Source organism: Allobosea sp. NPDC003192, from assembly GCF_050275675.1.
Classification (GTDB): Bacteria; Pseudomonadota; Alphaproteobacteria; order Rhizobiales; family Beijerinckiaceae; genus Allobosea.
The window spans coordinates 182,724-206,037 of record NZ_JBNNPK010000009.1 but is presented as its reverse complement, the minus strand read 5'-3'; the positions used below and the strand labels follow the sequence as shown (position 1 = coordinate 206,037).

At 66.8% G+C, this 23,314-nt stretch carries 25 protein-coding genes; 10 read left to right on the top strand and 15 right to left on the bottom strand.

Annotated elements, in window-relative coordinates:
- Positions 1-87 precede the first annotated feature (87 nt).
- Positions 88-708, top strand: a complete 621-nt coding sequence (locus tag ACQKLX_RS14820) for a hypothetical protein (protein ID WP_427362321.1) — start codon at positions 88-90, stop codon at positions 706-708.
- Positions 709-925: 217 nt separating this feature from the next.
- Here ACQKLX_RS14820 and ACQKLX_RS14815 read toward each other — a convergent pair whose 3' ends face one another.
- The 8 genes from ACQKLX_RS14815 to ppdK form a co-directional block, all read right to left on the bottom strand.
- Positions 926-1,195, bottom strand: a complete 270-nt coding sequence (locus ACQKLX_RS14815; RefSeq protein WP_427362320.1) for a hypothetical protein — start codon at positions 1,193-1,195, stop codon at positions 926-928.
- A 5-nt stretch (positions 1,196-1,200) separates the two neighbouring features.
- On the bottom strand, positions 1,201-1,470 hold the full coding sequence (infA, locus tag ACQKLX_RS14810; RefSeq protein WP_057187732.1) for a translation initiation factor IF-1: 270 nt from the start codon (positions 1,468-1,470) through the stop codon (positions 1,201-1,203).
- 185 nt (positions 1,471-1,655) lie between these two features.
- Positions 1,656-3,161 carry a DEAD/DEAH box helicase gene (locus ACQKLX_RS14805; RefSeq protein ID WP_427362319.1) on the bottom strand — a complete coding sequence of 502 codons (1,506 nt, stop codon included), beginning with the start codon at positions 3,159-3,161 and terminating at the stop codon, positions 1,656-1,658.
- A 198-nt stretch (positions 3,162-3,359) separates the two neighbouring features.
- Positions 3,360-3,569, bottom strand: coding sequence for a cold-shock protein (locus ACQKLX_RS14800; RefSeq protein ID WP_427362318.1), 210 nt, complete (start codon positions 3,567-3,569; stop codon positions 3,360-3,362).
- 218 nt (positions 3,570-3,787) lie between these two features.
- A complete protein-coding gene (locus ACQKLX_RS14795; RefSeq protein ID WP_427362317.1) occupies positions 3,788-4,657 on the bottom strand; it encodes an endonuclease/exonuclease/phosphatase family protein in 870 nt (289 codons plus the stop codon).
- Positions 4,658-4,712: 55 nt separating this feature from the next.
- Positions 4,713-5,414 (bottom strand): HAD family hydrolase, encoded by a 702-nt coding sequence (locus tag ACQKLX_RS14790; protein WP_427362351.1) that lies wholly within the window; start codon positions 5,412-5,414, stop codon positions 4,713-4,715.
- Positions 5,415-5,472: 58 nt separating this feature from the next.
- Positions 5,473-5,967, bottom strand: coding sequence for a cytochrome c oxidase subunit II (locus ACQKLX_RS14785; protein WP_427362316.1), 495 nt, complete (start codon positions 5,965-5,967; stop codon positions 5,473-5,475).
- Between the two features lie 77 nt (positions 5,968-6,044).
- On the bottom strand, positions 6,045-8,729 hold the full coding sequence (ppdK, locus tag ACQKLX_RS14780; protein ID WP_427362315.1) for a pyruvate, phosphate dikinase: 2,685 nt from the start codon (positions 8,727-8,729) through the stop codon (positions 6,045-6,047).
- A 314-nt stretch (positions 8,730-9,043) separates the two neighbouring features.
- On the opposite strand from ppdK, the gene ACQKLX_RS14775 reads away from it, so the two are divergent.
- Entirely contained in the window at positions 9,044-10,189 is a 1,146-nt protein-coding gene (locus ACQKLX_RS14775) for an alpha-hydroxy acid oxidase (RefSeq protein ID WP_427362314.1), read from the top strand.
- An 18-nt stretch (positions 10,190-10,207) separates the two neighbouring features.
- Here the strand turns inward: ACQKLX_RS14775 and ACQKLX_RS14770 are convergent, their stop codons facing one another.
- From ACQKLX_RS14770 to ACQKLX_RS14760, 3 genes are all read right to left on the bottom strand, one after another.
- Positions 10,208-10,630, bottom strand: coding sequence for a type II toxin-antitoxin system VapC family toxin (locus ACQKLX_RS14770; protein WP_427362313.1), 423 nt, complete (start codon positions 10,628-10,630; stop codon positions 10,208-10,210).
- On the bottom strand, positions 10,627-10,866 hold the full coding sequence (locus ACQKLX_RS14765) for an AbrB/MazE/SpoVT family DNA-binding domain-containing protein (protein WP_326873335.1): 240 nt from the start codon (positions 10,864-10,866) through the stop codon (positions 10,627-10,629). Before ACQKLX_RS14765 ends, ACQKLX_RS14770 begins: the two co-directional genes overlap by 4 nt.
- A 71-nt stretch (positions 10,867-10,937) precedes the next feature.
- Complete coding sequence (locus ACQKLX_RS14760; RefSeq protein ID WP_427362312.1) at positions 10,938-11,432, bottom strand: YcgN family cysteine cluster protein; 495 nt, start codon at positions 11,430-11,432, stop codon at positions 10,938-10,940.
- Positions 11,433-11,635: 203 nt separating this feature from the next.
- On the opposite strand from ACQKLX_RS14760, the gene ACQKLX_RS14755 reads away from it, so the two are divergent.
- The 7 genes from ACQKLX_RS14755 (at position 11,636) to ACQKLX_RS14725 (ending at position 19,101) form a co-directional block, all read left to right on the top strand.
- Positions 11,636-12,757 carry an ABC transporter substrate-binding protein gene (locus tag ACQKLX_RS14755; protein ID WP_427362350.1) on the top strand — a complete coding sequence of 374 codons (1,122 nt, stop codon included), beginning with the start codon at positions 11,636-11,638 and terminating at the stop codon, positions 12,755-12,757.
- Between the two features lie 29 nt (positions 12,758-12,786).
- Entirely contained in the window at positions 12,787-13,857 is a 1,071-nt protein-coding gene (locus tag ACQKLX_RS14750) for a FecCD family ABC transporter permease (protein ID WP_427362311.1), read from the top strand.
- Entirely contained in the window at positions 13,854-14,651 is a 798-nt protein-coding gene (locus ACQKLX_RS14745) for an ABC transporter ATP-binding protein (RefSeq protein ID WP_427362349.1), read from the top strand. Before ACQKLX_RS14750 ends, ACQKLX_RS14745 begins: the two co-directional genes overlap by 4 nt.
- Positions 14,652-14,682: 31 nt before the next feature.
- Complete coding sequence (locus tag ACQKLX_RS14740) at positions 14,683-15,477, top strand: class I SAM-dependent methyltransferase (RefSeq protein ID WP_427362310.1); 795 nt, start codon at positions 14,683-14,685, stop codon at positions 15,475-15,477.
- A 163-nt stretch (positions 15,478-15,640) separates the two neighbouring features.
- Positions 15,641-17,848: a transglycosylase domain-containing protein gene (locus ACQKLX_RS14735; RefSeq protein ID WP_427362348.1), complete on the top strand. Its 2,208-nt coding sequence runs from the start codon at positions 15,641-15,643 to the stop codon at positions 17,846-17,848.
- Positions 17,849-17,878: 30 nt separating this feature from the next.
- Entirely contained in the window at positions 17,879-18,454 is a 576-nt protein-coding gene (locus tag ACQKLX_RS14730; RefSeq protein ID WP_427362309.1) for a DUF1214 domain-containing protein, read from the top strand.
- The gene (locus ACQKLX_RS14725; RefSeq protein ID WP_427362308.1) at positions 18,451-19,101 is read left to right on the top strand and encodes a hypothetical protein; all 651 of its coding nucleotides are present in this window, start codon (positions 18,451-18,453) and stop codon (positions 19,099-19,101) included. Before ACQKLX_RS14730 ends, ACQKLX_RS14725 begins: the two co-directional genes overlap by 4 nt.
- Positions 19,102-19,142: 41 nt before the next feature.
- Here the strand turns inward: ACQKLX_RS14725 and ACQKLX_RS14720 are convergent, their stop codons facing one another.
- From ACQKLX_RS14720 to ACQKLX_RS14705, 4 genes are all read right to left on the bottom strand, one after another.
- Complete coding sequence (locus ACQKLX_RS14720; RefSeq protein WP_427362307.1) at positions 19,143-19,463, bottom strand: type 2 periplasmic-binding domain-containing protein; 321 nt, start codon at positions 19,461-19,463, stop codon at positions 19,143-19,145.
- A 285-nt stretch (positions 19,464-19,748) separates the two neighbouring features.
- A complete protein-coding gene (gene corA / locus ACQKLX_RS14715; RefSeq protein ID WP_427362306.1) occupies positions 19,749-20,804 on the bottom strand; it encodes a magnesium/cobalt transporter CorA in 1,056 nt (351 codons plus the stop codon).
- Positions 20,805-20,938: 134 nt separating this feature from the next.
- Positions 20,939-21,709, bottom strand: coding sequence for a hypothetical protein (locus ACQKLX_RS14710; RefSeq protein ID WP_427362305.1), 771 nt, complete (start codon positions 21,707-21,709; stop codon positions 20,939-20,941).
- Positions 21,710-21,804: 95 nt separating this feature from the next.
- On the bottom strand, positions 21,805-22,005 hold the full coding sequence (locus ACQKLX_RS14705; protein ID WP_057187747.1) for a hypothetical protein: 201 nt from the start codon (positions 22,003-22,005) through the stop codon (positions 21,805-21,807).
- A 181-nt stretch (positions 22,006-22,186) separates the two neighbouring features.
- Here ACQKLX_RS14705 and ACQKLX_RS14700 point away from each other — a divergent pair, with 181 nt between their 5' ends.
- Positions 22,187-23,314 carry a hypothetical protein gene (locus ACQKLX_RS14700; protein ID WP_427362304.1) on the top strand — a complete coding sequence of 376 codons (1,128 nt, stop codon included), beginning with the start codon at positions 22,187-22,189 and terminating at the stop codon, positions 23,312-23,314.

The window sequence follows — 23,314 nt, the reverse complement described above, 5'->3', positions numbered from 1 at the left end:
GTTAACCTTGTCTTTACCCGCTGGTTCCGGCTTTCTTTCCCCAACGACGCAGCGGCAGCGTTGCGCAACGCAGGGTTGGGGTCAGCTATGACGTTCAGGCTTCTTTCGCTTTCCGGTCTCGCCGCCACGGCATTGATGGGCCTCGCCGCTCCGGCGGTTGCCGGCGGCTGCACCACTTCTTCCTGCTACCGGGCCCCGGTCAGCACTTGCGGCGGCGGCTCCTGCTACAAGCTGGTGACGGCACCGCCGGTCTACGACACCGTCAGCGAGAGCTATGTCGTGCGCCCCGAGCGCACCTTCTCCAAGGTCATCCCGGCGCAATACGAGACCGTCATCGAGAAGGTGGTGGTCCAGCCGGAGCGCCGCATCGCCCGCCAGATCCCGGCCCAGTACAAGACCGTCTCCGAGAAGGTCCTGATCTCGCCGGCCACCCGGCGCTGGGAAGTCAGCCGTGATGCCTATGGCCAGACCACCGGCTGCTGGGTCGATGTCCCCGCGCGCTATGGCTATCAGCAGCGCACCGTCGAGGTGTCACCGGCTTCGGTCGATTATGATGTCGTTCCGGCCGTCTATGGCGAGCGTACCCGCCGCGTCATGGTCAGCGCCTCGCGGGTCGTGCACGAGACTGTGCCGGCCGAGTATGCGACGCGCCAGCGCCAGGTCATGGTCAGCCCCGGCTCGCAATACTGGGCCAAGGGCGGCTACTGAGTTTTCCAAGTTTTCTTCGTAGTACCTGTCACCACGTAACAAGCACCTCACGCCCCGGCTTCGGCCGGGGCTTTTTCTTTGCACGCGCATGCGAAATGGCACGTCATGCTCGGGCTTGACCCGAGCATCTCAGGCCGGATGAGACTCTGGCCAGTGCGTTCTCATCGGGAGATTCCCGGCTCTCCGATTCGCTGCGGCCGAGAATGACGGCGGTGGCTCAGGCCACGCTGCCGGTCAGCAGGATCAGCACGCCGACACCGAGCGCGAAGGCGAGGATACGGGCCGGCATCGAAAACAGTGTGCCGGGCGGCTGCTTCAGCGCGATGCCGGCGACGACCTCGACCAAGGCAAGAGCCAGCAGCACATAGACGAAGGGCGGGAAGGTGCCGCCTCTGGCGATCCAGCCGGTATTGACCGCGAGCGAGGCGAGCGCGCCGAGCCCGATGCCGGCCGCGACGAAGAATTGCTCGGGCCGGCTGAACTTCACGGGCGTCAGCGCCGGCGGAAGTTCTGGGGCCGCGGCGGCATCGGGCCGGGGCTGGCGGTCTTCTGGCGGAAATTGATGCGGCCACGATCGAGATCGTAGGGCGACATCTCCACGACCACGCGGTCGCCGGCGATGGTGCGGATGCGGTTCTTCTTCATCTTGCCAGCCGCGTAAGCCAGGATGACGTGGTCATTGTCGAGCTTGACCCGGTAGTTGCCGTCCGGGAGCACCTCGACCACGGTGCCGTCGAATTCGAGCAGTTCTTCTTTCGCCATTCGCTGATCCTTCGTCTTGTCATCGGCGCGGGGCCAGGCCGGATAGGCCCAGCCCAGAGCCGGATCCGATCAGGTCGTATCGACCTGATCGGTGAATCCGTCTCTTACTTTTAGTTAGAGACCGTTTTGCCGACCAGCTTGCAAAGCAAGCTGGTCGGAACGGGCTCTAGCGGTTGCGGCGCCTGTCAGTTCGGGCGCCGCCCGCCGCCGCCGGTGCGTCGTTGTCCCGTTCTTTGCTGCAAGAACGCGACGCCGCCAAGCCCTTCCTTGCCGGAAGCAGCGTCTTTTCGTGCACCGCCCGCCTCATGGCGCTGGGCCGGACGCTCGTGACGCTGCTGCTCCGGACGCGCCTGCTGCTGGCGCGGCTGGTTCGGACGGGACTGCTCGCGATGCGGCTGGCCCTGACGCTCGCCTTGTTCCGGACGCTGGCCGCCCCGGCCGTGGGACGGAGCACCCCTGCCGTCACGACGCTGCCCCTGCCCAGGCTGCTGCCCGTTCTGCGGACGCCCCTGGCCACGGCCGCCACGGTTCTGCGGCGGCTTCTTCGGGGTACGGCCATCCCAATACGGCACGTCGCCGATCGGGGTGAGCGCGACCTTGGTCAGCTTCTCGATCGCGGCGAGATCGCCCCGCTCCTCCGGCGTGCAGAAGGCGATGGCGAGGCCCGAGGCGCCGGCGCGCGCAGTGCGGCCGATGCGGTGGACATAGGTCTCGGGCACGTTCGGCAGGTCGAAGTTGACGACATGGCTGATGCCGTCGACATCGATGCCGCGCGCGGCGATGTCGGTCGCGACAAGGATGCGCAATTCGCCGTCACGGAAGGCGCCGAGCGCCCGCTCGCGCTGGCCCTGGCTCTTGTTGCCATGGATCGCGGCGGACTTGATGCCGGCCTGCTCGAGCTGGCGCACGACCTTGTCGGCACCGTGCTTGGTACGGGTGAAGACGATGGCGCGCTCCATCTCGGGAACGCCGAGCGTCTTTGCCAGCAACGCCGGTTTCTGGCCTTGCTCGGTGAAGATGACGCGCTGCTCGATCTTCTCGGCGGTGGTCGCCACCGGCGCGACCGCGACCTCGACCGGATCGGTCAGATAGGCCTGGGCGATTTCGCGGATCGCCTTCGGCATGGTCGCCGAGAACAGCAGCGTCTGGCGCTGCTTCGGGATCAGCGTCGCGATCTTGCGCAGCGCATGGATGAAGCCGAGGTCAAGCATCTGGTCGGCCTCGTCCAGCACCAGGAACTCGATCTCGCGCAGCGAGACGGCGCGCTGGTCGACGAGGTCGAGCAGGCGGCCGGGCGTAGCGACGAGGATATCGACATGCTGGCCGAGCGCGCGGATCTGCTTGCCGACCGGCACGCCGCCGAAGATCACCGTCGACTTCAGCGAGGTGAACTGGGCGTAGGTGCGAATGCTCGCCTCGATCTGGGCCGAGAGCTCGCGCGTCGGCGACAGGATCAAAGCACGCACGGAACGTGGCTGCATGCGCCGCGGCTGGTTCAGCAGCCGGTGCAGCATGGGCAGCGAGAACGCGGCAGTCTTGCCGGTGCCGGTCTGTGCGGCGCCGAGCAGGTCACGGCCATCGCGAATGGAAGGGATCGCCTGCGCCTGGATCGGCGTCGGCGTCTCATAACCTTCGGCGGCGAGCGCTTTGAGAAGCGGCTCGGCCAGGCCGAGGTCGGTAAATTTGGTCAAATCAGGTCTTTCTGAACCGGACGACATGGGGCGCACGTGGTGAACGGAAGCGCCTCGGCATGCGAACGCGGTCTACGCATGGTCTCTTTCCGCCCGGCGAACCGCTAGCCACTGCGCCGGGGGATGTCGTGTGGCGGGCAAGCAGCCCGCATCTGGAAAGCCGGCGGGCCCGCAGGCCCACCGAAGAACGTCGTCAGCTCAGCTGACGACGAGGTTGCCAGCCGAAGACTTGCCGGTCTTGCGGTCGGCGATCAGCTCGTAGGAGACGACCTGGCCTTCGCGCAGCTCGCGCAGGCCAGCGCGCTCGACAGCGCTGATGTGGACGAAAATGTCCGGGCCGCCAGCCTCAGGAGTGATGAAGCCGTAGCCCTTGGTGGCGTTGAACCACTTGACGGTGCCCTTGTTCATGGAATGCAGTCCCAGTTCTTCAGATCCGCGTAATCGTGAAACCCAGACCGGACGCGCGGACGCCCCGCCATGGCCTTGTATCGACGTGTGGTGGATCTGAAGTGGCCCGCCGGTCGGAATACCCGCGCGGAGGATTGGCCAGAACCGGCCGCATCTCGTCTTACATCGGTGGAGCTAGCACAAATTGCAAGGCGGGTCCAGTTTGCGCCGCCCTGGCGTCAGTCCAGCGCGATATCGAAGGTCACCGGATAATGATCCGAGCCATGACTGGCGGCGCCATAGCTTACATTGACCGCCCTGACCTCGGGACTGGCAAGCAGATTGTCGAGCAAGACGACCGGGACGAAACGGCCTGCGGGCCATGATGCGCCCAAGGTCGCGTGGCGGCGCAAATTTGCCTTGAATGCGAGGACGTTGAGCTTGAGCGAAAACGGAGTGAGATTGAAATCGCCGACCAGTATCTGAGGTTCCGCCCCCTGCCGGAGGCGATCGGCGAGCCAATCGATATGATCTACCTGCATCGCCGGCTGGAACGGATAGGCCAGATGCAGGCCCGTGATCACATAGGGCTTGCTCGTTCCGGCAAAGCGCGCCCACACGACAGGCGGGCTGGAGCGTGTCCGATCCGAGGAACCGGCATCGAGCCACGCCGCCTTCGACAGCAGGACCAGCCCGCAATTGCGCCGGGCACAAGATATGACATGCGGATACTTGTCCCTGAGCCATGGGACGATTTCCTGCTCAAGCCTGCTGCCGACCTCCTGCAGCACGACGACGTCGGCATCTTCCTCGCGCAGAAAGCCGACGACCGCTTGCGGCTCATGATTGCCGATCCAGACATTGAACGTCGTCACGCGCAGCGTCGACCGCGCCGACGTGGATGCCCGGGACATGAGCGGCAAGGCCGCCAGCATCACATTGGCCACCAGCACCGCCGCGCCGAGGCGAAAAAGCACTCGTCCGCCGGTCCAGAACGCCGCCAACGCCACGACGGCCGAGCCCGCGAGCAGCAACCATCTGAAGTGGTTGATCAGCTCCAGATAGGGAAAGAGGCCGGCCATTGCGCCAAGCATCGTGGCGAGCAGCACCGCGGCAACGGCTGGAGCAGCGACATATCCAGCGGCACGACGAAACCTCATCGGATCAAACGTCGATCTCGCCCAGTATGGCCATCAACCCCCCGAGGTCAGGCAGCGAGCGATATCGCTCATGCCCGTCTGGCTCCTCGGCATGCTCCAGCACCCAGGTCAACTCGTGCGGCACATGCACGGCCCAGGCTCCGGCGGCGAGCGCCGGGACGATATCGGATTTCAGCGAATTGCCGACCATCATGGCGCGTCCCGGCCCGTCGCCATGGCGGGCGAAGAGCTTCTCATAGGTCGCAGCGCTCTTGTCGCTGACGATCTCGACCGCGTCGAAGAAGTCGCCGAGGCCCGACTGCGCCAGCTTGCGCTCCTGATCGAAGAGGTCGCCCTTGGTGATCAGCACCAGCCGGTAGCGGCCAGCGAGCGCGGAGAGCGTGTCCTGCGCATGCGGCAGGGTCTCGACCGGGTGGGTCAGCATCTCGCGGCCGGCGGCGAGGATCTCACCGATCACTGCCGGCGGGACCTGGCCACGCGTGATCTCGAGCGCGGTCTCGATCATCGAGAGGGTGAAGCCCTTGATGCCGAATCCGTAGAAGGCGAGGTTGCGCTTCTCGGCCTCGAGCAGCTTGCCGGAGATTTCGGCCGCCTCGCCATGCTCGCCGAGCAGCGCGACGAAGCGGTCCTCCGTCAGCCGGAAGAACTGCTCGTTCTGCCAGAGCGTGTCGTCGGCATCGAAGCCGATGGTGGTGAGGGCGCGCATCGCCATCGCTCAGAAACTCCATGCGTCGCGCGATCGGGCGCAGACAGCAATCCCTATTCTAGCGCATGCAGCGGGTTGGCAGCACCGATCGTTCCCAGGCCGCATAGGCCGCCGGCTCCAGCACCTGCAACTCGATCGTCATCTCGTCGAAACGCTGCCCCGAAATCCGCGTCGCACCGCCATGGAAGGTTCCGGGCCTGGCCGGTTCGATATCGGTGACATCGAGCAAGCCCGGAATCGCCGAGACCTGCAGCTTCAGCTCGGGAACGGTCCATTCATGGATGATGTCGTCCGAGGTGAACTGCAGGCGCGCACGCTCGCCGGCCGGCAAGACAAGCGGACCTGCGACCTTACACGGCTGAGCGCCATCACCCGGCAAGCGGTACTGATAATGCCAGGCAAATTGCCGCCCGGTGACGAGGATGGTCCGCGCGGGCTGGGCAGCCAGCGGACGCAGGAAAAGCTCCTGCGCCTTCTCGCAGGCCTCGCGTGCGGGCGCCGGCCGAGCGTCGCAGAATGTCGGCGGGGGCGACGGCTCCGGCGCGTGCGCCATCGCTGGCTGGCCCGGACTGGCGACGACGGCAAGCGCAAACGCGCGGCAAGCCGCGCGCCGTGCCCGCCATCCGTCGATCACGCGTCCTTGGCCTTGATCGCCCCCAGCGCCGCCTGCGCGGCAGCGAGGCGCGCGATCGGCACGCGGAAGGGCGAGCAAGAGACGTAGTCGAGGCCGACGCTCTCGCAGAAGCCGATCGAGGCCGGGTCACCGCCATGCTCGCCGCAGATGCCGAGCTTGATGTTCGGGCGGGCCTTACGACCGCGCTCTGCAGCGAGCCTGACGAGCTCGCCGACACCATCCTGGTCGATCGTGACGAAGGGATCGGCTTCGAGCAGGCCGCGCGCGGTATAGGAGCCGAGGAAGGAGCCGGCGTCGTCGCGGCTGATGCCGAGCGTGGTCTGCGTCAGATCGTTGGTGCCAAAGGAGAAGAATTCGGCACTCCCCGCGATCTCCTCCGCCCGCAGCGCGGCGCGCGGCAGCTCGATCATGGTACCGACCTGATAGGCGAGATCGTCGCCGCTCTCCTTGCGCACGGCTTCCGCCATCGCATCGATCCGGCCCTTGACGAGGTCGAGCTCGGGCGAGCCCATGACCAGCGGCACCATCACCTCCGGGATGACCGGGTGGCCTGTCTCCTTGGCCGCGATCACGGCCGCCTCGAAGATCGCCCGCGCCTGCATCTCGGCGATCTCGGGATAGGCGACGGCAAGGCGCACGCCACGGAAGCCGAGCATCGGGTTGAACTCGTGCAACTCGGCAGCGCGGCGCTTCAGCTTGTCGGCGGTCGCCCCCATCGCGGCGGCAACCTCGGCGATCTCGTCGTCGGTATGCGGCAGGAACTCGTGCAGCGGCGGATCGAGCAGGCGGATCGTCACCGGCAGGCCCTGCATGATGGTGAAGAGTTCGACAAAGTCCTGGCGCTGCATCGGCAGGAGCTTGGCGAGCGCGGCGCGACGGCCTTTCTCCTCCTCGGCCAGGATCATCTCGCGCACGGCGAGGATGCGGCCAGCATCGAAGAACATGTGCTCGGTACGGCAGAGGCCGATACCTTCGGCGCCGAACTCGCGCGCAGCCTTGGCGTCACGCGGGGTCTCGGCATTGGCGCGGATCTTGAGGCGCCGCACCTTGTCGGCCCAGCCCATCAGCGTCCGGAAATCGCCGGAGAGCTCCGGCTGCTGCATCTTGACCTCGCCGAGCAACACCTGGCCGTTGCTGCCGTCGATGGTGACGAAATCGCCGGCCTTCAGCGTGGTCGGGCCGACGGTCATGGTGCCTTTGGCGTAGTCGACGCGGATCTGGCCGGCGCCGGAGACGCAAGGCTTGCCCATGCCGCGTGCCACGACCGCGGCATGCGAGGTCATGCCGCCGCGCGTGGTCAGGATGCCCTCGGCGGCATGCATGCCGTGAATGTCCTCAGGGCTGGTCTCGACGCGGACGAGGATGACCTTCTTGCCGGCCTTCTTGGCCGCCTCGGCGGCCTCCGAGGTGAAGACCACCTCGCCGGCTGCGGCGCCGGGCGAGGCCGGCAGGCCAGCGGTGAGCACGCGCCGCTCGGCCTTGGTGTCGATGGTCGGGTGCAGGAGCTGGTCGAGCGCACCGGGCTCGACGCGGCCGACCGCTTCGGTCTCGGTGATCAGCCCCTCGCGGGCGAGCTCGACCGCGATCCTCAGCGCCGCCTTGGCGGTGCGCTTGCCGGATCTCGTCTGCAGCATCCAGAGCTTGCCCTCCTGGATGGTGAACTCCATGTCCTGCATGTCGCGGTAGTGCTTTTCCAGGATGCCGTAGATGCGGCAGAGCTCGGCATAAGCCTCCGGCATCGCCTTCTCCATCGAAGGCTTGTCGGATTTGGCGGCGATCTTGGCCGCCTCGGTGATGTCCTGCGGGGTGCGGATGCCGGCGACGACGTCCTCACCCTGGGCGTTGATCAGGAACTCGCCATAGAGCGCGTTCTCGCCGGTCGAGGGATTGCGGGTGAAGGCGACGCCGGTCGCCGAGGTCTCGCCCATATTGCCGAAGACCATCGACTGGACGTTGACCGCCGTGCCCCAGGAGGCCGGGATGCTGTTGAGCTCGCGGTACTTGATGGCGCGGGCGTTCATCCAGGACGAGAAGACAGCGCCGACCGCGCCCCAGAGCTGCTGCTGCGGGTCCTGCGGGAAGTCGGAGCCGAGCTCCTTCCTGACGATGTCCTTGTACTTGCCAACCAGAATCTTCCAGTCATCGGCCGAGAGGTCGGTGTCGAGATGGAGACCCTTGCGCTCCTTGTAGTCCTCGAGCGCCTCCTCGAAATGACCGTGATCGATGTCGAGCACGACGTTCGAGTACATGGTGATGAAGCGGCGGTAGCTGTCATAGGCGAAACGGGCATCACCCGAGGCCTTGGCGACCGCCTCGACGGTAACGTCGTTGAGGCCGAGATTGAGGACGGTGTCCATCATGCCCGGCATCGAGGCGCGAGCACCGGAGCGGACCGAGACCAGCAGCGGATTGGCCGGGTCGCCGAAGGTCTTGCCGGTGAGCTTCGCCATGCCGGCGAGCGCATCCTTGACCTCACCATCGAGTTCGGCCGGGAAGCTCTTGCCGTTGTCGTAATACCAGGTGCAGACCTGCGTGGTGATGGTAAAGCCCGGAGGCACCGGAAGCCCCAGATTGCTCATCTCGGCCAGGTTCGCACCCTTGCCGCCGAGCAGGTTCTTCATGCCTGCCTCGCCCTCGGCCTTGCCGTCGCCGAAGGTGTAGACCCACTTCTGCCCTGCCATAGCCTGCCTTTCCCAACGTTGTCGCCGACATCAACGCCGGCGGGTCCGCCTGGTTTCGCATTTGCGGTGCCCGCTTGTTGCAGCGCACCGGTGCGCGGTGGTCATGCCGAAAACCGGATGAACAATCAATGAGCATGCGGCGGGAACGGGCTCGCCGCCCGGCAATCCCTGATCCCGGTGACTGGCCGCGCAATATGGCCAAGGTCGGCGCTGCGCGATAGGGTGGCGCTCCCGCCCGGAGCAGCGGCGACCTAGACCGACCCAATGGTCGCCAGCGCCATGCTCGCCTAGCCAGAACGACGCCGAAGCAAACGATGCGCCTGAGCGACTGCCACAACTTCCACGACTTCCGGACCCTCGCCAGGAAGCGGCTGCCGGGCCCGATCTTCAACTATATCGACGGCGCGGCCGACGACGAGGTCACGCTCCGGCGCAACTCCGAGAGCTTCGAGCATTGCGACCTCGTTCCCAATGTCCTGCGCGGCGTCACCAGCGTCGATACCTCCGTCACCGTGATGGGGCAAAAACTCGCAGTGCCGTTCTACTGCTCGCCCACGGCCCTGCAGAGGCTCTTCCATCACCAGGGCGAGCGCGCGGTCGCGGCGGCGGCAGCCCGCCATGGCACGATGTTCGGCGTCTCCTCGCTGGGCACCGTCAGCCTCGAGGAGCTGCGCAAGACCCATAGCGGCCCGCAGGTCTACCAGTTCTATTTCCACAAGGACCGCGGCCTGAACCGGGCGATGATGGAGCGCGCCAAGGCGGCGGGCGTCGACGTGATGATGCTGACCGTCGACAGCATCACCGGCGGCAACCGCGAGCGCGACCTGCGCACTGGCTTCTCGATTCCGTTCCGGCTCAACCTCGCTGGCATCACCCAGTTCGCGATCAAGCCGCAATGGGCGCTGAACTATCTCACTCACGAGAAATTCAGCCTGCCGCAGCTCGACAGCCATGTCGACATGGGCGGCGGCGTGATGTCGATCAGCCGCTATTTCACCGAAATGCTCGACCCGTCGATGACCTGGGACGACGTCGCCGAGATGGTCAAGCTGTGGTCGGGGCAGTTCTGCCTGAAGGGGATCATGTCCGTCGCCGATGCGAAGCGCGCCGTCGAGATCGGCTGCACCGGCATCATCCTCTCCAATCATGGCGGCCGGCAGCTTGACGGCTCCCGCGCCGCTTTCGACCAACTCGCCGAGATCGTCGACGCGGTCGGCGACAAGATCGACGTGATCATGGACGGCGGCATCCAGCGCGGCACGCATGTGCTGAAGGCCCTGTCGCTCGGCGCCAAGGCCGTCGGTGTCGGACGCTATTATCTCTACCCGCTCGCGGCGGCCGGCCAGCCCGGCGTCGAACGGGCGCTCGATCGACTCAAGACCGAGGTCGAGCGCGGCATGAAGCTGATGGGCGTCACCAGTCTCGACCAGCTGTCGCGCGAGAATCTGCGGTTCCGGTAGAGCCGGCTCAATGACGTCTCACTTTTGAGGCGCTGCGTCGGGAGCGATCAGCGACAAGCCGGGGAAATAGGTCCGATAGCGGGAGGCGTCGCGCGTGATCAACGTATAGCTGGCCACCGCCGCATGCGCGCCGATGAAGAAATCCGGGAGTGGCGATTGCTTCACACCGCCTCGGCGCTTGTAAGCAAGGAAGCACTTGCCGGCCAGAAATGCAGCGGCGAATGGAATCGGCTCCCGCTCCAGCATCGTCGTGGGGAGGGCCGCGTCCAAATCCTCGACCCGTGAATAATGGGTCGAGATTTCGGCATAGACCATCGCGTTGATCACAAGCCGCTGCCGATCAGCGGCCTCGGACAGGGCCCGCGCCGACCAAGCGCACCAGCGGGCGTCCTGCGTCAGAATGTCGAGCAGGACATTGCTGTCGACGAGGACTGCACTCATTCGGGCTCGCGCGTCAGCGCCATGATCTCATCGGTCGTCATGGCGATATCGCCCTTGCTCCGACGCAGATGCGCGACGAGCCTGTCGCCGCGTCCCATCTTACGGCGCGCCACGGCTGGCACAATCCGCACGACCTTGCCGTCGAACTCGAAATCCACCTCGGTCTCGGGCAGGAGCCCGGCCCGTTCGCGAATATCGGCGGGAATAGTCACCTGGCCTTTGGACGTGATCCGCATCGGCACCTCCTTACTCTTACCTGTAAGAGTAAGACTTTGGCCGTGGCGCTACAAGTTGCCCTGACGCGCATCTAGCGCTGTGGCCCTCGCGCCGCCTTCGGCCAGCGCAGCGGCCAGGCGACGATGCGCTCGACGATCTCCTCCTCGGCGACCTCGTCCTCGTTGGCGTGGACCTTGCCCCGGACGGACACGCCCGCGGCGATGACAGTCTGAGGATCGCCGGAAACCAAAGGATGCCACCAGGGCAGGTCCCGGCCCTCCCCGATCAGCCGATAGGCGCAGGTCGGCGGCAGCCAAGGCAGGGTGCGCACCGCCTCCGGCGTCAGCGTGACGCAGTCGGGCACCGTCTTCGAGCGATTGGCGTAGTCATGGCAACGGCAGGTTGCCGCGTCGAACAGGCGGCAGCCGATATCGGTCGCGTGGATCCTGCCGGTATCCTCGTCCTCCAGCTTGACCAGGCAGCAGCGGCCGCAGCCGTCGCAGAGCGATTCCCACTCCGCCTCGGTCATCTCCTCGAGCGTCTTGCTGCGCCAGAAGGGCGCTGTGTCGATCATCCGGTCGGCCATGGCCGCTTATGCCCCGGCAGGGCGGCAGAGGGAAGCGCGCTGCCGTCGCATCGCGCGAGACTCGGCCGCATATCTTACATTCATTCTAAGCTTTGTTTAGAGAGGTTATAATCTATGAAAATTGACCGAATACTCGGATCGGCCTAACGGGAGAAAGAATTCCCTCGTTCACGAGCTCTCCGATGCTGAACCGTCGCTATCTGCTGCGCGCCTTTACCGTCACCGCCGGCCTGGCGCTCACCGCCCTGCCCGCACTGGCCGACAAGGTCACGGTCACCGATATCGTCGGGCGCAAGGTCGAGGTCGAGGCTCCGGTCAAGCGGATCATCCTCGGCGAAGGCCGTCAGATGTATTTCGTCGGCGCGCTCGACAAGGACGAGCCGTTCAAGCGCGTCGTCGGCTGGCGCGACGATCTCGGCAAGGCCGATCCCGAGACCTTCCGCGCCTATGCGAAGCGCTATCCCGAGATCGCCAAGCTGCCGACTTTCGGCGGCATGAAGGAAGGCGCCTTCGACGTCGAACAGGCGATCGCGCTGAAGCCCGACGTGCTCTTCCTCAACATCGAGGCCAAGATCGCCAGCGACGAGGCCAAGCTGGTCGAGAAGCTCGCCTCTGTCGGCATCCCAGTCGTCTATGTCGACTTCCGCGAGAAGCCGTTCGAGCACACCGAGCCGTCGATGCGCCTGATCGGCAAGCTTTTCGGCCAGGAGCAGGTCGCCGAGGACTTCATCAAGTTCCGCGCCGAGCAGATCAAGGTCGTGACCGATCGTCTCGCCGCCGCCAAGGACCTGAAGCGCCCGCTCGTCATGGTCGAGCGCGCCGGCGGCTATTCCGACGATTGCTGCATGTCCTTCGGCAACGAGAACTTCGGCAAGATGGTGGACTTCGCCGGCGGCCGGAACCTGGCGACGCCGCTGATTCCCGGCACCTTCGGCACCGTCAACGCCGAGCAGATCGTCGCCTCCAATCCCGATGTCGTGATCGTCACCGGCAGCAATTGGGACGGCTATGTCCCGGGCGGCAACTGGGTGGGCCTCGGCTACGGCGCCGACATGACCGAGGCGCGCCGCAAGCTGACCAATCTGATGAAGCGCCCAGCCTTCAGCCAGACCGCCGCGGTCAAGAACGGCCGCGTCCACGGCATCTGGCACCAGTTCTACAACAGCCCCTACCAGTTCGTGGCGATCCAGGAGATCGCCAAGTGGCTGCATCCGGAGCTGTTCAAGGACGTCGATCCGGGCGCGACGATGAAGGTGCTGCACGAGCGCTTCCTGCCGCTGCCTTACGAGCCCGGGCTGTGGGTCTCGCTCGAGGCCGCCAAGTGAGCCTAGCCCCCGCCAGCGCGGATGAGATCGTGACGCAACCAGTGGAAGCCGCGCTGCGCTCTGCGCAGGGCCGCGACGCCTACCGGGCATTGGCGCTACGCCGCAAGCTGATCCTGACGGGGTTCGCTGCCGTGCTGATGGCCTGCCTGATCGTCGACCTGATGCTCGGGCCGGCCCGCTACAGCGTCACGGAAGTCGTCAACGCGTTGATCTCGCCCTCGACCGCACCGGCAGCCGTCCGGGTGGTGATCTGGGACATCCGCCTGCCCATCGCGCTGATGGCGGTCGTCACCGGCGCCGCGCTCGCCATCGCCGGCGCGCAGATGCAGACCGTGCTGAACAACCCGCTCGCCAGCCCGTTCACGCTCGGCATCTCGGCCGCAGCGAGCTTCGGGGCAGCGCTGGCGTTGGTTTTCGGCGTCGCCATCGTGCCGCTCGCCATCGACTATGTCGTGCCGCTCAACGCCTTCGTGATGGCGATGGGCGCCTCGCTATTGATCCATCTTTTGAGCCAGCGCCGCGGCGTCACCACCGAGACGGTGGTGCTGCTCGGTATCGCGCTGGTCTTCACCTTCAACGCCCTGCTGGCGCTGCTGCAGTTCTTTGCCTCGGAGCAGGCGCTCGGCGCGGTCGTGTTCTGGATGATGGGCTCGCTGACCAAGGCGAACTGGCACAAGCTCGCCATCACCTCGGCCGTGCTGCTGATCTGCATCCCGCTATTCGCCCGCCGGGCCTGGGCGCTGACGACCTTGCGCCTCGGTGACGAGAAGGCGGCGAGCTTCGGCATCGACGTCCGCTATCTGCGGCTCGAGACCATGTTGCTCGTCGCCCTGCTCGCGGCGGTTCCGGTCGCCTTCGTCGGCACGATCGGCTTCATCGGCCTGGTCGGCCCGCACATCGCCCGCATGGTGATCGGCGAGGACCAGCGCTTCTTCATGCCGGCCTCGGCGCTGGCGGGCGCCGCCGTCCTCTCGGCCTCCTCGGTGGTCTCAAAGTCGCTGATCCCCGGCCTGATCTTCCCGATCAGCATCGTCACCGCGCTGGTCGGCGTGCCCTTCTTCTTCAGCCTGATCCTGACCAGCCGGAGGCGCTCATGGTGAAGCGCCTGACTCTCAGCGAGGTCGGCGTAGCCTATGGCAAGCGCCAGATCCTCTCGGGAATCACCACGCCCGAGATGAAGGGCGGCGAGGTCGTCGCCGTGATCGGCCCGAACGCGGCCGGCAAGTCGAGCCTGTTCCGTCGCATCGCCGGACTGCTCGGAGGCGCCGGCTCGGTCCATGTCGACAGCACGACCGGCAAGTCGCCCTGCTATCTGCCGCAGGACACCGCGGTGAACGCGGTGCTGACCGTCTATGAATCGATCCTGCTCGCCCGCAAGCAGGGTGGCTCCTGGGGCGTCGGCGACGACGAGCTCGCCGCGATCGACGAGGCCCTGCACGCACTGGACATCGCCGACCTCGCCTTCCGCGGTCTCGGCGAGCTCTCCGGCGGCCAGCGCCAGCTCGTCTCGATCGCCCAGACACTGGTGCGCCGGCCCGAGATCATGCTGCTCGACGAGCCGACCAGCGCGCTCGACCTGCACCGCCAGTTCGAGGTTCTGAGCCTCGTCGGCCGCCTCGCGCGCGAACGGCAGATCTGCGTGCTGATCGCGATCCATGACCTCAACCAGGCATTGCGCATCGCCGACAAGGTGATGGTGCTGTCGCAGGGGCGCCTCGCCGCCTTCGGCGATCCGCGCGAGATCATCACGCCAGCCCTGCTGGAAGACGTCTACGGCGTCGTTGCCCGGGTCGAGGCAGCCGAGGGCGAGACACCCTTCGTGGTCGTGCATGGGTCTGCCCGCAGGCGCAGCCGCGACGATGCGCAGCTTGCGCACGCCCGGGCAGCGGAATAATCCCATCCCAGTTCAGCTTGGCGACCCGCCGATGTCAGACAGCAGCCTCCCCACCGGTCTTTCCACTCCCGGCGCCAACTTCTCCCTCAAGGAGGAGATCCGGTCCTATTGGTCCGGGCGGGCCGCCACCTTCGATCAGCAGGTCGGCCACGCCATCAAGTCGGACGCCGAGCTCGCTGCCTTCCAGTCGCTGCTGCGCCAGTCTTTCGGCGCGGAGTCGCGCGAGGTGCTCGATCTCGCCTGCGGCACCGGCGAGATCACCAGGGCGCTGCTCTCGCTCGGCCACAAGGTCACTGCGATCGATTTCTCCGACGAGATGCTGACGCGCGCCCGCGCCAAGCACGGCGACAAGGCCCGGATCCTGGCCGGCGATGCCGAGCGCCTGCTCGACGACGATGGCACCTACGACGCGCTGGTGACGCGCCATCTGGTCTGGACGCTGACCGATCCCGAGGCAGCCTTCGCCGAATGGTTCCGGGTGCTGAAGCCCGGCGGCAAGCTGCTCGTCATCGATGGAGACTGGATCAACCGCTCCTGGCTGCAAGGCCTCATCAACCGCGCAGCGACCTTCCTGCGCGAGCGCGCCGGCTCAGCCCCGCACGGCTCCGACCGCGACGCCTTCGACTCGATCACCAAGCGCTTCTTCTTCCGCGATGGCCTGAGTTTCGAGCGGCTCGGGACCATGCTGCGCCAGGCCGGCTTCGCCAGCATCGAGGCGGCCGATTACGCGCAGGTGGTCAGGGCGCAGCAGCGCCATGCCGCCCTGCACGACGCGCTCCGGCTGGCCTCCTCAACCCGCTTCGCGGTGCTGGCGACCAAGGACTGACCCACCGGCAACACCGCCTTTTTTGTCGGGCAACCACACTTTCGCATACTTCCGTTGCGGGCTCGGAGCACTTACCTTCTGAAATCGGGCCAGGTCTTCGCCGGCCGGTCCGGGATACCGCGGACGCGCGCCCGCGGCAGGTTCAGGATGCCCGACCGCCGTGATGGAGTTCAGGAAAGCGAGCTGGACGACCCGTCTCAAGCGCTTCGCGCTGAGCGTCGATTCATGGATCGACGCCTCGCTCTATTCCGCGGGCCACCGCGCCGGCGATATCTATGAACGCATCCGCAGCGCGACCGACCGGCTGAGCGTCAGCGGCCCGAAGCGGCTCGCCGCCGAATTCGCCAGCGAAGGCCTCAATGTCGGCATCGCCGGCGCGATCGTCATGCTGATGCTTGCCATCCCCGCTTTCCGAGAGGGGCGCGAGGAAGCGCTGAAGAATCAGGTCTTCGCCGTCACCTTCCTCGACCGCTACGGCTCCGAGATCGGCCATCGCGGCGCCCGCCATGACGACTCGCTGAAGCTCGAGGAATTCCCTGACCACCTGCTCAAGGCGGTGCTAGCGACCGAGGACCGGCGCTTCTACGACCATTTCGGCATCGACGTGATCGGCACCTTCCGAGCGCTCACCGTCAACGCCCGCGCCTCGGGCGTGGTGCAGGGCGGGTCCTCGATCACCCAGCAGCTGGCGAAGAACCTCTTCCTCAACAACGAACGCTCGCTCGACCGCAAGATCAAGGAAGCCTTCCTCTCGCTCTGGCTGGAATACCGGCTGACCAAGAACGAGATCCTCAAGCTCTACCTCGACCGCGCCTATATGGGCGGCGGCACCTTCGGCGTCGCGGCGGCGGCCGAGTACTATTTCGGCAAGTCGGTGAAGAACGTCACGCTGGCGGAAGCGGCGATGCTCGCCGGCCTGTTCAAGGCGCCGACCAAGTTCGCCCCGCACGTCAACCTGCCCGCGGCGCGGGCGCGCGCCAACGACGTGCTGGGCGCCATGGTCGATGCCGGCTTCATGACGGCCGGCCAGGTCGATTCCGCCCGGCGCAACCCGGCGACGCCGATCGACCGCAAGCGCGATTCCAGCCCCGACTACTATCTCGACTGGGCCTTCGACGAGATCCGCAAGCTCGCCGAGGACGGCAAGCTCGGACCGGAGCGGGTCCTGACGGTCAAGACTCCGCACGATCCGGCAATCCAGAAGCGCGCCGACGAGGCAGTCGAGTCGATCCTGCGCCAGCACGGTCCGGCTTACCGCGCCCGACAGGCGGCGGCGGTTATCATGGACCCGGACGGGGCGGTGCGCGCCATCGTCGGCGGGCGCGACTATGGTGCGAGCCAGTTCAACCGCGCCACGGCGAGCCTGCGCCAGCCCGGCTCCTCCTTCAAGCCTTACGTCTATGCGGCGGCGATGAGCGCCGGGCTCTACAAGCCGACGACGATCGTCACCGACCGGCCGGTCTGCATCGGCAACTGGTGCCCGAACAATTACGGGCGCTCCTATGCCGGCTCGATGCCGCTGACGGTGGCGCTGGCGAAATCGATCAACACGATCCCGGTGCAGATGTCGATCGCGATCGGCAAGGCGACCGGCGAGACGCACGAGGCCCGCGCCGCCCGCATCGGCCGAACGAAGATCGTCGAGACCTGCCGCGCCATGGGCCTGACCACGCCGCTGACCGACACGGTCTCGCTGCCGATCGGCGCCGGCGAGGTCACGGTGATCGAGCAGGCAGCCGGCTATGCCGTCTTCGCCAGCGGCGGCAAGCGGGCCAAGCCCTATGCCGCCTTCGACATCCGCAACTCGATGGGCGAGGAGATCTACCGCCACGATCGCGACGAACCCGCTCCGGCCCAGGTGCTGAGCACTCAGGTCGCGTTCGAGATGAACCAGATGCTCTCCACCGTGCCGACTGCAGGCACCGGCCGGCGCGCGGCGCTCGACGGCGTCGTCAGCGCCGGCAAGACCGGCACGACGAACGGTTACAAGGATGCCTGGTATGTCGGCTATACCGGCAATCTCGTCGGCGCGGTCTGGTTCGGCAACGACGATTCCTCCGAGACAAACAACATGACCGGCGGCTCGCTGCCGGCAATGACCTGGAAGGAGATCATGGCCTTCGCCCATCAGGGCATCGAGCTGAAGCCGATTCCGGGCGTGACGCCACAGCCCGGCGACGTCAAGGCGGCGGTGGCGAAGGCGCCCGATCCGACTGCCGCAGCCGGCGCCGGGCACATGCCGCGCAAGTCCTTCGAGGTGCTTTCCTCTGTCGGCGCGATGTTCAAGGCGGTCGAGGCGCCGCGAGCCGCCCGGGCTTCGGTGCAGGTCGGGGCTCGCGATGCAGCGCCCGGCCTTTCCGCCATCCGCTAGCGTGCCGCCGGTGCGGACCGAGATCGCCCCATGCGCGTCCTTCCGCTGGCTTATGTGATCGCGCTCGGCGCCGGCCTTGGCCTCGTCTCCGCCCGTTATGCGGTGGCGGAGAGGCCCTGGTTCGGCCGTGCCCAGATCGGCGCCTGGACGAGCTGGCCGAACAGCGGCGCGCGCGACATCGATCCCTATATGCGGGCCTATCTGGCGCGTGGCGTCCACCTGCCACTCGGCGCCGGCGAAGGGTTGGAACTGATCGCCAAGCAAGACGATGCCGGACAGGCACTCGACGCGCGCTGCCGCTATCTGATCACCGGCGTGACGCCGCAGGCGCGCGGCTGGTCGCTCGGCGTCGCCGATCCAAGCGGACGCTCCCTGCAATTGCCGACCGAGCGCGAGAGCTTCACCGATGCCGAGATCGTTCGCGGCGAGCGCGGCGGCATGCGCATCGTGCTGGCGACCACGCCCGAGACCGGCAATTGGCTGCCCCTGTCGGCCGCGGGCCGCTTCCAGCTGCGCCTGCGTCTCTACGATACGCCGATATCGAGCCATGCCGGCGAGCTCAGGCCGGACGCCCTGCCCCGCATCGCCAGAATCGATTGCCGATGAGCGCGATCGACGACAGCCGGTCGGTGCCGCCCGCGGAGCAGCGCCCCTCCCGCCCGCGGACATGGCCGCACCGCTTCCTGTCGCGGCTGGGAAGCGGCCTGCTGCGGCTCGCGATACTGACCCTGGCGGGCCTGCTGCTCGCCGGCATCGTCCACATCGTCACCGTGCTGCGTATCCCGGTCCTGGCCACGCACGACGCGGCCACCGTCTACGCGGCGCTGGGCGCGAACGGCCATGCCGAGCTGGTGACGCCACCGCCGGCGGGACTGCCCGCCATCCTCGACGGCGCCCCCAACAGCGTCGCGGCGGTGTGCAGCTACGACCTTGCGGCCGGGCCGCTGCGCGTGGTGGCCCGCACCGGCTCCCTGCCGCTCGGCCTCACAGTCCACCGTCGCGGTGGCGGCGTCGCCTATGCGATCACCGACCGGGCAGCGATCCGCGGCGTGCTCGAATTCGTGGTGATGACGCAGGAGCAGCTCGACGAGCGCCTGGCCAATGACGAGGAGGGCGAGACCTCGCGGGAACTACGCGTGGTCTCGCCCTCGCTGCAGGGGCTCGTCGTCGCCAGGGTGGTGGTCCGCCGCACCTTCGACCGCAGCGAGGCGGAGGCACTGGCAACCGGTGTCGCCTGCGGGCTGGCGGATTAGGGCTGCACCGGGATGACGGCTCGACCTGATCGAATCGCGCCCTAATCCGGCTTCGCGCTCAGCGTTCCGAAGATCGATTCGAGCTGCGCGCTCATCGGCAGGCGCAGGCGCTCGCCGCCCGGCAGCTTGTGCATGAACCAGCGGTTATAGGTGTGCTCGAGCTCGCGGCTCTCGCCGATGGTCCGGAACACCCTGTCGACCAGCGCGGCCATGGCGGGATCGTCGCGGCGAAACATGATGCCGTAGGGGTCGTAGGACAGAAAGTCGCCGACGACCATCACCTTGTCCTCGGCCTTGGCGCGCGCGACCATGCCGTAGAGCAGGATGTCGTCGCCGGCATAGGCATCGGCCTTGCCGGCCATGAACAGCGCGAAGGACTGGTCATGGTCCGGCGTGGTGATCAGGGTGGCGCCGGTCTTGAAGCGATCAGCACGTAGAGGGTAATCGGTGGTCGCTTATTGGTTTCCGCCGCGGCTGCCATTGTTTCCCCCTCGTGCCTCTGGGTCAGCGATGCCATTTCTGCCAGCTCGCCCGTGGACGAAACCGACGGACCACAACCAAAAGGGTCAATCTATATTATCCGACGTCAATGACCTGCAGGCCGGCGTCGAGCCGGCAGCGAGATTGCGCGAGCCTAGCGGCCCCCATCAGAGCCAGCCATTGCGCCTGAAGCGCCAGTAGAGCGTCAGGCAGGCGCTGACGATGAACGCCAGCACGACGTAATAGCCGTAATGCATTTCCAGTTCCGGCATGTTCTTGAAGTTCATGCCGTAGATGCCGGCGACCGCCGTCGGCACCGCGAGAATGGCCGCCCAGGAGGCGAGCCGCTTGGTGATCGAGTTCTCCTGGCTCTGGCCGACGAGCAGGCTCGCCTCGAAGGCGAAGGCGAGCACCTCGCGCAGGCTGTCGATCTTCTCCTGCACGGTGCGGATATGGTCGGTCACGTCGCGGAACATCGCCGCCAGCGTCGGGCGCACCTGCGGCACGCTGCCGTTGGTCAGGCGCTGGCAGACCTCGACGAGCGGGCCGACCGCATTGCGCAGGCGCAGGAGGTCGCGCCTGAGCATGTAGAGTCGCTCGATGTCGGAGCGCGCCATCGGCTTGGCGAGAACCTTGTCCTCGATCTCCTCGACCTCGTCATGGATCGATTCGAGCACGGGCATGTAGTTGTCGACGATGAAATCGAGGATGGCGTAGAGGATGAAGTCCTCGCCCTTGGCCAGCGAGGTCGGGCAAGTCTCCCAATGCTGCCGGACCGAGGTATACGAGGTCGAGGCGCCGTGCCGGACGCTGACGATGTAGCCGTGCCCGATGAAGATATGCGTCTCGCCGAACGCGATGCGCTTGTCGATCATCTGCGCGGTGCGGGCGACGACGAACAGCGCATCGCCATACTGTTCGAGCTTGGGCCGCTGATGGGCGTTGGTCGCGTCCTCGACCGCCAGGGGATGCAGGTTGAACTGCTCCTGCACGCATTTGAGCAGCGCCGCATCGGGCTCGAGCAGCCCGATCCAGACGACGTGGCCGTCCTTGCGGGACCATTCGCCGGCCTTCTCGATCGGGATATCGGCGATGCGCACGCCATGGGCATAGACGCTCGAGGCGACGACGCCGGCCTCATGACGGTGCCCCTGATCGACGGGTGGATCGGAGGGCGCCTCCACTGGTGTCGAGGCAGCGAACCTGACTTGCGTGACTGACATGCGATCACCTCACCGATCGCCGGCTCATGATCGGCAGGCTAGACCCAATCCAGCGGCGATGGGAACCATTTTTCGCAGTGCGGCTCAGCGGCGACTTCGACTTGCCGGGGAGCGCTTTCTCGCGGGAGCGTCCGCTACCCCTTGTAGACCACAGGCCCACGGCTCGCCGGCGCGCCTGCGCCGCTGAAGACGCCGATCAGCGGCAGATTGCAGGCCGTGCCCAGTTCGCTCTCCAGCGCCATGATCGCGCGCTCGGCCCGGACCGCCTCGCGCGACGGCATCTCGACCATCAGATTGTCGAGCGAGAAGCGGTAGCTCTTCAGCCGGAAGCGGGCCCGTTCGCAGACCCAGAGCATCAACCCCTCGTTCTCGGTGACGCGCTGGGTGGCCGGGTCGCGCTGCTCTGGCGGCACAAGCTGCGATGCGTCGAGGGTGCGCAGACGGGCGCGGTCGGCATTGATGACGCGCAAAGCGTTGGCGCGGAACTGGCCGAGCAGCAGCCGGTCGCCATTGGCGTCCTCGCTCAGCCGGTTGTAGCGCGAGGCCTGCGAGGCGAAGGAGCCCGAGGTCAGGGCGCGATGATAGGCAGCGATGTCGTTCGACTGGGCCTCCACCGGCAGGATGCGGGCATGGGCGAGCTTGGAGACCTCACGGTCGAAATCGCTGCGCTCATGCGCCGGCAGCACGAGCCGCCAGGCGCGGTCGCGCAATCGTTCTTCGTCATCGGTCAGATGAAACCAGGACGAAGCCTCGCCGCGAAAGCGGGCGCTCCAGTCGCCGACCGCCGGCGCGATCTGGTCGGCGAAGATGTTGGGACGGGGCCGGCCGAGATCGCCGGTGGTCGAGCAGCCGGCGAGCAGGAGGCAGGACAGCGCCATCGCGGCGAGAGCGTGTGACGCGAACAAGTGGGAACCGGTTTTTCGCATGAATCCCACTCGAACTCTCAAGAACGGAACGCAATGATCAGGACCGATCCAAAATCATCCTGATCCGTCAGTTCTCACCCCGGACGCCTGCGCCGCGTCTCGCGTTCACCACGACCGGCAGGGCGCGGACGCCGCGGCGGCTTGCTCGCGGCCGGCTCGTGCTGGCGCTCGTAGCGCACGCCGGTGAAGAACAGGATCTGGCCGAACGGCCCCTCGGCCAGAGGGGCCTGGCTGGCGAAGCGCCTGCGCGGCGCGAAAGGAATGACGTCTGCCATAATGCGCCTCCCTTGCTGGCGCCTGCACCCAATTCGCAAACAACGCGGAAGCCCGGATAGCCGAGCGCTCAAATCGCGTCGTCCATCCTCAAGACCATCAAGGGGCCATCATGGTTAACGCCGTGCTAACGCATCGGAGATAAGTTTCGAAAAAGTGAAGTTCGCCCGACGAGAATCGCCCATGCCGTCCCGCATCGCCTCAGACCTTGCCGAACTCGCCAGGCTGGCCAGCGACGGCGGGCTCGACCTGCGCCAGGTCGCGCTGCGGGTGAAGACCGATCTGCTGCTGGCGACGCCGAGCCCCTCGCCCGAGGACATGGAGGCCTTCCGCGCCATGGCGGAAGCCTTGGTCCCGGTGATCGACGAGACGACTGCGACGATCCTCGCACGCAAGCTCGCAAGCTGGCCGCATGCTCCGCGCGAGATGCTCATGGGCCTGCGCGCTCGCGGCGGCGAGGTGCTGGCTGCCCTGATCAGCCATGGCATGCCGCTCAGTGCAACGGAGATCGAGGAGATCGCGGCCGAAGGCGATGGCGAAGCGAAAGTCGCCCTCGCCGGCCGGCACGACCTCACCAGCAGCGCCAGCATCACGCTCGCCGGCCACGACTATGCGGAGATCGACGCGGCACTGGCCGCAAACACGGCAGCGTCGCTGCCGCACGCCGCGCTCGACCTTTTGCTGCCGCGCGCTGCCCTCGCGCCGGAACTCGGCGCGAGCCTGCTGGCGCGGGCCGATCTGCCGGTGTCGGAGCTGACACCTCTCTTCCTGCAGGCGAGCCTGGAAAAACGCCTCGCCATGATCGATGCGGCCAAGGGACATGAAGCGCTGGCGCCCTCGCAGCGACCAACGACGCTCGACGGCGACCAGATCTCCGGCCTGATCGCGACGGCGCTCACCGACCGTCCCAGTGCTTTCGCAGCGCTGGCAACTGCCTTCGGCGGCGATGCCCGTTTCGCCAAAGCGCTGGCGAACGATCCATCGCGCCAGCTTGCGGCGCTGGCGCTGGTCGGCTGCGGGGCGAGCCCTGAGGATGCGACGCGCTTCCTGATCGGCCTGGGCGATGACGCGGCTCGCTCGGTCGAGCGCATCTTCGCTCTGGTCGAGCTGATGCGCTCGCTGCAGCCGGCGGTGGCACGGCGGCTGGCCCAGCAGATCGGTGGAGTAGCGCCGCGCAGCACCCGGTCGGGAACGCTGCAGCCCGCCATGGATCCGAGCGGAACGCCGGCACGCCCCGGCGCCGAGCGGACGCCGTCCCGCGGCATCGTCCAGGAGGTCAGGCGCAGGCTCGGCGGCGGCAGCAGCGACTGA

What these genes read in the sequence shown, in the direction of transcription:
- ACQKLX_RS14820 (WP_427362321.1), top strand. Translation starts at nt 88, where the DNA reads ATGACGTTCAGGCTTCTTTCGCTTTCCGGTCTCGCCGCCACGGCATTG.
- infA (WP_057187732.1), bottom strand. Translation starts at nt 1,470, where the DNA reads ATGGCGAAAGAAGAACTGCTCGAATTCGACGGCACCGTGGTCGAGGTG.
- ACQKLX_RS14800 (WP_427362318.1), bottom strand. Translation starts at nt 3,569, where the DNA reads ATGAACAAGGGCACCGTCAAGTGGTTCAACGCCACCAAGGGCTACGGC.
- ACQKLX_RS14790 (WP_427362351.1), bottom strand. Translation starts at nt 5,414, where the DNA reads ATGCGCGCCCTCACCACCATCGGCTTCGATGCCGACGACACGCTCTGG.
- ACQKLX_RS14785 (WP_427362316.1), bottom strand. Translation starts at nt 5,967, where the DNA reads ATGGCGCACGCGCCGGAGCCGTCGCCCCCGCCGACATTCTGCGACGCT.
- ppdK (WP_427362315.1), bottom strand. Translation starts at nt 8,729, where the DNA reads ATGGCAGGGCAGAAGTGGGTCTACACCTTCGGCGACGGCAAGGCCGAG.
- ACQKLX_RS14775 (WP_427362314.1), top strand. Translation starts at nt 9,044, where the DNA reads ATGCGCCTGAGCGACTGCCACAACTTCCACGACTTCCGGACCCTCGCC.
- ACQKLX_RS14770 (WP_427362313.1), bottom strand. Translation starts at nt 10,630, where the DNA reads ATGAGTGCAGTCCTCGTCGACAGCAATGTCCTGCTCGACATTCTGACG.
- ACQKLX_RS14765 (WP_326873335.1), bottom strand. Translation starts at nt 10,866, where the DNA reads ATGCGGATCACGTCCAAAGGCCAGGTGACTATTCCCGCCGATATTCGC.
- ACQKLX_RS14760 (WP_427362312.1), bottom strand. Translation starts at nt 11,432, where the DNA reads ATGGCCGACCGGATGATCGACACAGCGCCCTTCTGGCGCAGCAAGACG.
- ACQKLX_RS14740 (WP_427362310.1), top strand. Translation starts at nt 14,683, where the DNA reads ATGTCAGACAGCAGCCTCCCCACCGGTCTTTCCACTCCCGGCGCCAAC.
- ACQKLX_RS14735 (WP_427362348.1), top strand. Translation starts at nt 15,641, where the DNA reads ATGGAGTTCAGGAAAGCGAGCTGGACGACCCGTCTCAAGCGCTTCGCG.
- ACQKLX_RS14730 (WP_427362309.1), top strand. Translation starts at nt 17,879, where the DNA reads ATGCGCGTCCTTCCGCTGGCTTATGTGATCGCGCTCGGCGCCGGCCTT.
- ACQKLX_RS14725 (WP_427362308.1), top strand. Translation starts at nt 18,451, where the DNA reads ATGAGCGCGATCGACGACAGCCGGTCGGTGCCGCCCGCGGAGCAGCGC.
- ACQKLX_RS14720 (WP_427362307.1), bottom strand. Translation starts at nt 19,463, where the DNA reads ATGGCCGGCAAGGCCGATGCCTATGCCGGCGACGACATCCTGCTCTAC.
- corA (WP_427362306.1), bottom strand. Translation starts at nt 20,804, where the DNA reads ATGTCAGTCACGCAAGTCAGGTTCGCTGCCTCGACACCAGTGGAGGCG.
- ACQKLX_RS14705 (WP_057187747.1), bottom strand. Translation starts at nt 22,005, where the DNA reads ATGGCAGACGTCATTCCTTTCGCGCCGCGCAGGCGCTTCGCCAGCCAG.
- ACQKLX_RS14700 (WP_427362304.1), top strand. Translation starts at nt 22,187, where the DNA reads ATGCCGTCCCGCATCGCCTCAGACCTTGCCGAACTCGCCAGGCTGGCC.